A 5,133-nucleotide genomic window follows, 5' to 3' on the forward strand; every position below is an offset into this window, starting at 1 on the left:
TAATGAATCCTGAAATCTTATTAGAACTGGTGAATATTAGAATGCCTTACGGTAAATACAAAGGAAGGTTAATTTGTGATTTACCTGAGTTTTACTTGGTTTGGTATCATTCCAATGGCTTTCCTGCAGGTAAAATTGGTATTTTGCTGGCCACCATGTATGAAATTAAACTAAATGGTCTTGAATACCTTCTTCAACCACTGAGAAAATAAAAAATAATTCTTAATTTAAAAAGTATATACTAATATTATTAGTAATATAGAATATATTTGAAGCTAATTATAAAAAATGTACGCGATAGTTGATATTGAAACAACAGGGAGCCATGCCAGTGCAAATGGTATTACCGAGATCGCAATCGTAATCCATAATGGGAGGGAAGTAGTCGATAAATTCCAAACTCTTATTAACCCAAAAATTCCGATACCTATTTACATTCAATCCCTTACTGGGATTAGTAATGAAATGGTAAAATCGGCACCCACTTTCGATGAATATGCAAAAGAGATTTATGGTCTTCTGCACGATAAAATTTTCGTGGCACATAATGTCAATTTTGATTTTTCATTTCTTCATTATCATTTGGCAAAATCTGGATATCATTTACAAACCAAAAAACTTTGCACTGTCCGATTGAGTCGTAAAATTCTCCCCGGATTGCCTTCTTATAGTCTCGGTAAACTTTGTTCCTCACTCGGAATAGAGGTTTTAGCAAGACACAGGGCTATGGGGGATGCAGAAGCAACATCAATACTTTTTTCAATGCTACTTGAAAATGATCAGGAGGGTCATATCAATAAAACATTAAATCCTCGCTCTAAAGAGCAATCCTTACCTCCTCATTTACCAAAAGAGGATATGGATAAGCTACCCTCAATTCCGGGTATTTACTATTTCCACAATAGTAAATCAAAGGTTATTTATGTGGGGAAGGCTAAAAACATTAAAAAGAGAGTCTCAAGTCATTTTGCAAATAATAAACCTGGTAAGCAAAAACAAGAGTTTTTAAGGGATGTTCATCACATCAGTTTTCAAGAATGTGGAACTGAGTTGATTGCTTTTATTCTGGAGGCTATTGAGATAAAACGTCTATGGCCTGCCTATAATCGTTCTTTAAAAAGGTTTGAACACACCTATGGTTTATACTTATTTGAAGATCAAAATGGATATTTACGAATGGCGGTTGATAAAAGAAATAAGTTTTCTAAACCTTTTTACACTTTTAATAGGGTACTAGACGGGCATGCAATGATTAAAAATTTAATCGGTGAATTTAATCTTTGTCCCAAGTTATGCTTCATTCAAAGAAATACCGAGCCTTGCATTTCAATCAATGAGCAATTGTGTAAACAAGCATGCCAAAAAATTGAAAGTCCCGAAAGCTATAATCAACGCGTAATGACGGCTGTAGACAATTTAAAAGCTAAGCTTCCTGGGTTTTTGCTTATTGATGATGGTCGAAACCTAACTGAGAGAAGTTGCATCTTAATTGAAAATGGTCATTTTTATGGAATGGGTTATGTTTTAGTAGCGGAGATTGATCAAGAAATATCGGATCTTAAAAAGCAATTAACACCTTACCCTTCAAATGATTATATCAGAAATTTGATTTTTAATTATGCTATTCAATTTCCCTTTAAAACTAGGGAGATTTTATAATAATGAGTACACAAATTCCTGATTTTCATTCAAAATATTCTAATTAGGGACATATCTTTTGTCAAAAGTCTGTTTTTATTTATGGTTCAATAATTGTTTAGGTATTTAGAATGACCTTACATTCATATTTATTCATTTAACCTTAAAAATCATGATGAAAAAGAAACTGTACCTGCTCGCCACCGCATTAATTTTTGTTTTTTCATATTCAAGTATAATTGCAAAAGAGAAAAACACAAAACCTGCAATTACTGAGAGTCAAATAGCTCGTATTGAAGTGATTACGAAAAGAATTGATGAAATAAAAAGTATCGATAAATCTCAACTTAGTCTGAAGGAGCGTAAAAATCTTCGTAACGAATTAATTGAAATGAAAAAGGAATTAAAGGTCACAAATGGGGGTATTTATCTTTCTGTAGGAGCTATAATTATCATTCTTTTAATATTGATTTTGCTTTTGTAAGTTTTTAATTTAATATTAACATTTGTAATATTTGATTTAAGCATCCCATTGCTAAATTATTTTTTTTCTATTTAGGTTTGATAGTTTTTTAGCAATTTAGCAATTCCTTATTTTCTAATTAATGAATATACTTTATGCCATTCAAGGCACTGGAAATGGGCATTTAAGTAGGGCGATGGATATTATCCCTTGCCTTCAGCTACATGGAAATGTTGATATTTTGGTGAGTGGCACCCAAGGGGATCTTTCTTTACCTTTTCCTTTGAAGTATAAATTACGCGGACTCAGTTTTATTTTCGGGAAGGCTGGAGGTGTTGATCTCTGGAAAACCTTTGTTAAAGCTAATGTTCGTAAGTTTGTTAAGGAAATTAATGCCTTAGCAGTTGAGCAGTATGACTTAGTAATCAACGACTTTGAGCCTGTATCAGCTTGGGCCTGCTACATGAAAAACATCCCTTGTATCGGATTGAGTCACCAAGCTGCTGTTTTAGTTGATGGGGCCCCCAAAACCGAGCACAACGATATGTTAGGAAAGTTAATTCTCAAAAATTATGCTCCTACAACAGCGCAGTTTGGGTTTCATTTTAAATCCTATGAAAACCATATCTTCACTCCAGTGATTAGAGGGCAGGTCAGGAATCATGAAATTGAAAATAAGGGGCATTACACGGTTTATCTACCAGCTTACGATGATAAACGATTGGTTGCAAAGCTCAGCCAGTTTAAAAATGTAACATGGGATGTGTTTTCAAAACATAATAAAAAGCCATTTACTCATAAAAATATAAGAGTGCAGCCCATTCACAACGAGAAATTCGTAAGTAGCATGGCCTCATCCGCAGGTGTGCTTTGTGGTGCTGGTTTTGAAACTCCAGCAGAAGCTTTATTCATGAAAAAAAAGCTTCTGGTAATCCCCATGAAGAATCAATATGAGCAACAATTAAATGCTGCTGCATTAAAAGAGATGGGTGTTCACGTAATTAAAAATTTGGATGATAGAAATGATATGGTCATCAATACATGGATAAACTCTTCAAAAATCATTGAAGTAAATTATCCAGATATGACCCATCAAATTATTAATCAAATTATTGATAAACATTGTTCCTTGTCTAAAATAATTGATATTAGAAAGTACGGGAACAGTTAAATTATCCGAAAAAATTGTTTTTGCTTTGTCAAAACATTTTTTCCCGAAATTGAAATATTCCGTTTAAATTAATTCTCAATCTTAATGTCGTACTTGCTTAGAAGTCCGGAGATTCCCTGAACGGAAAATTTAGCTTTCTTAATTCGATTTATCTCTGGGTCTATGGAATAATTGAAAGCAGATCTAAAATCCACTTTTTCGAGTATAGTTCGATCAAAATTAGCCTTAGTCAAATCGCAATTATCAAATACAGATTCGGTTAAATCACATTCTGTAAAATCAACTTCTCTTAATTGCGAATCTTTGAAAATAGTCTTTTTGATTTTTGTCCTGTAAAATGTGGAATGGTCTAACTGACAGTTTTCAAATGAGAATGAAAGTCCGAAATTATGGCAGTTCTCAAAATGCAGTCCCAATAGTTTACATTCTTTAAATTGAATATCCCGAAATGCAGTTTGCGCTAAGTTTACTAAACTTAAGTTAGAGCCTATAAACTTACATTCAATAAATTTAATTTCTGATAGATTGATACCTGAAAAATCACACTGCTTGAACACACAATTTTCATATTCACCTTTGGCAAGTATCTCTACTTGAAATTTAATATTCTCAAATTGTTGATCTTCAAAATAATTCATTTATAAAGGATTCTAATCTGTAAATCTGTTATCTGGTTAATTGATGTAGTGTAAATACATCTGCTGGGCTTTCTATGCCTTCCAATTTCAGCAGTTCTAATATTCTTTTAAATGGCTCCGAATTGCCTGCAATATTTGAGAAATAAACGATGGATATTTTCTGGCTTGGGATATTGATTGAGTAGGTGCTGAATCCGCAAGTGCTACCTGAGTGAAACAAGGCCGGACTAGATTTGTCGAAGTAAAACCATCCGGGACCATAAAAACTATTTGTTACCTCTTTTATTGGAGTGTTTACGCGTTTTAATGCACTATTGAGGTCTAAAAGACTATTGTTCCACAAGGCATGTGTCCATTTTTTATAATCATTTAAGGAAGTATAAACTCCACCATCACCTTTAATCGCACTTGTTAAACTTTGATCGTTCGCGTAAATTTTTCCATTTTCATCTTTTGCAAAGCCAAATGAGCGATTTGGGATTTCAATATTTGCTTCATAAACCATCGAATTGTTCATTTTTAAGGGTTTAAATATCCTCTGTTTCATAAATTCCGGAAATGATTGTCCCGAAACACGTTCTACAATTAAAGTTAAAAGTGCGTAGGCCGAGTTGCTATATCTGAATCCAGATCCAGCATTGAAATAGGTTTTTTCTTGTTTGCTTAAGATATTTAATACATCGATATCTAGTAATGGGATTAGGATATTAGTGTCCATGACTTCCTCATAGTCTATTATTCCTGAGCTATGAGTAATCAAATGGCGAATAGATATTTTTTCTCCAATATGTTGAGGTAATTCAGGAAAGTATTGGTTTATTGGATCTTCAATTGAAAGCTTTTTATCTTGTTCAAGTAATAAAATACACATGGCCGTAAATTGCTTTGAGACAGAGGCCAGCCTGAAATTTGTATCTGAACGAAGAGTCTTCGAGCTATTATTACTAGCGATACCGAAGCCTTTATTATAGATTACACGATTGTTGTTTTCAACATATAAGGCTATTCCGGGTTCTTTAGTGCCAATGCTGCTTTTTAGGATAGAGTCGAGGCGTTTTTCCACTTGAGCAATGGATTTATGAGTGAGCATCAGACAAATTACAACAAAAATATATTTCATATTTCGAAAATTTCATGAACCAATTTATGAAAATTAAATGAATGTTATTTTAGCAATAAACCTAAATCTAACCTTTAAGTATAGCTAATAATTTTTCTACGTC

6 protein-coding genes are annotated in these 5,133 nt (G+C 33.1%); 4 read left to right on the forward strand and 2 right to left on the reverse strand.

All coding sequences use genetic code 11. From position 1 onward, the window contains the following. The first annotated feature begins 2 nt into the window (after positions 1-2). From ACILQF_RS10415 to ACILQF_RS10430, 4 genes are all read left to right on the forward strand, one after another. Positions 3-212 (forward strand): DUF3820 family protein, encoded by a 210-nt coding sequence (locus ACILQF_RS10415; RefSeq protein WP_395627346.1) that lies wholly within the window; start codon positions 3-5, stop codon positions 210-212. A 76-nt stretch (positions 213-288) separates the two neighbouring features. Beyond that, entirely contained in the window at positions 289-1,659 is a 1,371-nt protein-coding gene (locus ACILQF_RS10420) for an exonuclease domain-containing protein (protein WP_395627347.1), read from the forward strand. Positions 1,660-1,810: 151 nt separating this feature from the next. Continuing rightward, positions 1,811-2,122: a hypothetical protein gene (locus ACILQF_RS10425; RefSeq protein WP_395627348.1), complete on the forward strand. Its 312-nt coding sequence runs from the start codon at positions 1,811-1,813 to the stop codon at positions 2,120-2,122. A 121-nt stretch (positions 2,123-2,243) separates the two neighbouring features. After that, complete coding sequence (locus ACILQF_RS10430; protein WP_395627349.1) at positions 2,244-3,272, forward strand: glycosyltransferase family protein; 1,029 nt, start codon at positions 2,244-2,246, stop codon at positions 3,270-3,272. Positions 3,273-3,340: 68 nt separating this feature from the next. Here ACILQF_RS10430 and ACILQF_RS10435 read toward each other — a convergent pair whose 3' ends face one another. Beyond that, positions 3,341-3,910: a pentapeptide repeat-containing protein gene (locus ACILQF_RS10435; protein ID WP_395627350.1), complete on the reverse strand. Its 570-nt coding sequence runs from the start codon at positions 3,908-3,910 to the stop codon at positions 3,341-3,343. A gap of 28 nt (positions 3,911-3,938) precedes the next feature. Further along, positions 3,939-5,030 (reverse strand): serine hydrolase domain-containing protein, encoded by a 1,092-nt coding sequence (locus ACILQF_RS10440; protein ID WP_395627351.1) that lies wholly within the window; start codon positions 5,028-5,030, stop codon positions 3,939-3,941. Between the last annotated feature and the right edge of the window lie 103 nt (positions 5,031-5,133).

The sequence above is a fragment of the Daejeonella sp. genome (genome assembly GCF_044232565.1).
Lineage (GTDB): Bacteria > Bacteroidota > Bacteroidia > Sphingobacteriales > Sphingobacteriaceae > Daejeonella.

Coding starts and splice junctions, on each gene's coding strand:
- ACILQF_RS10435 (WP_395627350.1), bottom strand. CDS start 3,910: ATGAATTATTTTGAAGATCAACAATTTGAGAATATTAAATTTCAAGTA.
- ACILQF_RS10420 (WP_395627347.1), top strand. CDS start 289: ATGTACGCGATAGTTGATATTGAAACAACAGGGAGCCATGCCAGTGCA.
- ACILQF_RS10415 (WP_395627346.1), top strand. CDS start 3: ATGAATCCTGAAATCTTATTAGAACTGGTGAATATTAGAATGCCTTAC.
- ACILQF_RS10430 (WP_395627349.1), top strand. CDS start 2,244: ATGAATATACTTTATGCCATTCAAGGCACTGGAAATGGGCATTTAAGT.
- ACILQF_RS10425 (WP_395627348.1), top strand. CDS start 1,811: ATGATGAAAAAGAAACTGTACCTGCTCGCCACCGCATTAATTTTTGTT.
- ACILQF_RS10440 (WP_395627351.1), bottom strand. CDS start 5,030: ATGAAATATATTTTTGTTGTAATTTGTCTGATGCTCACTCATAAATCC.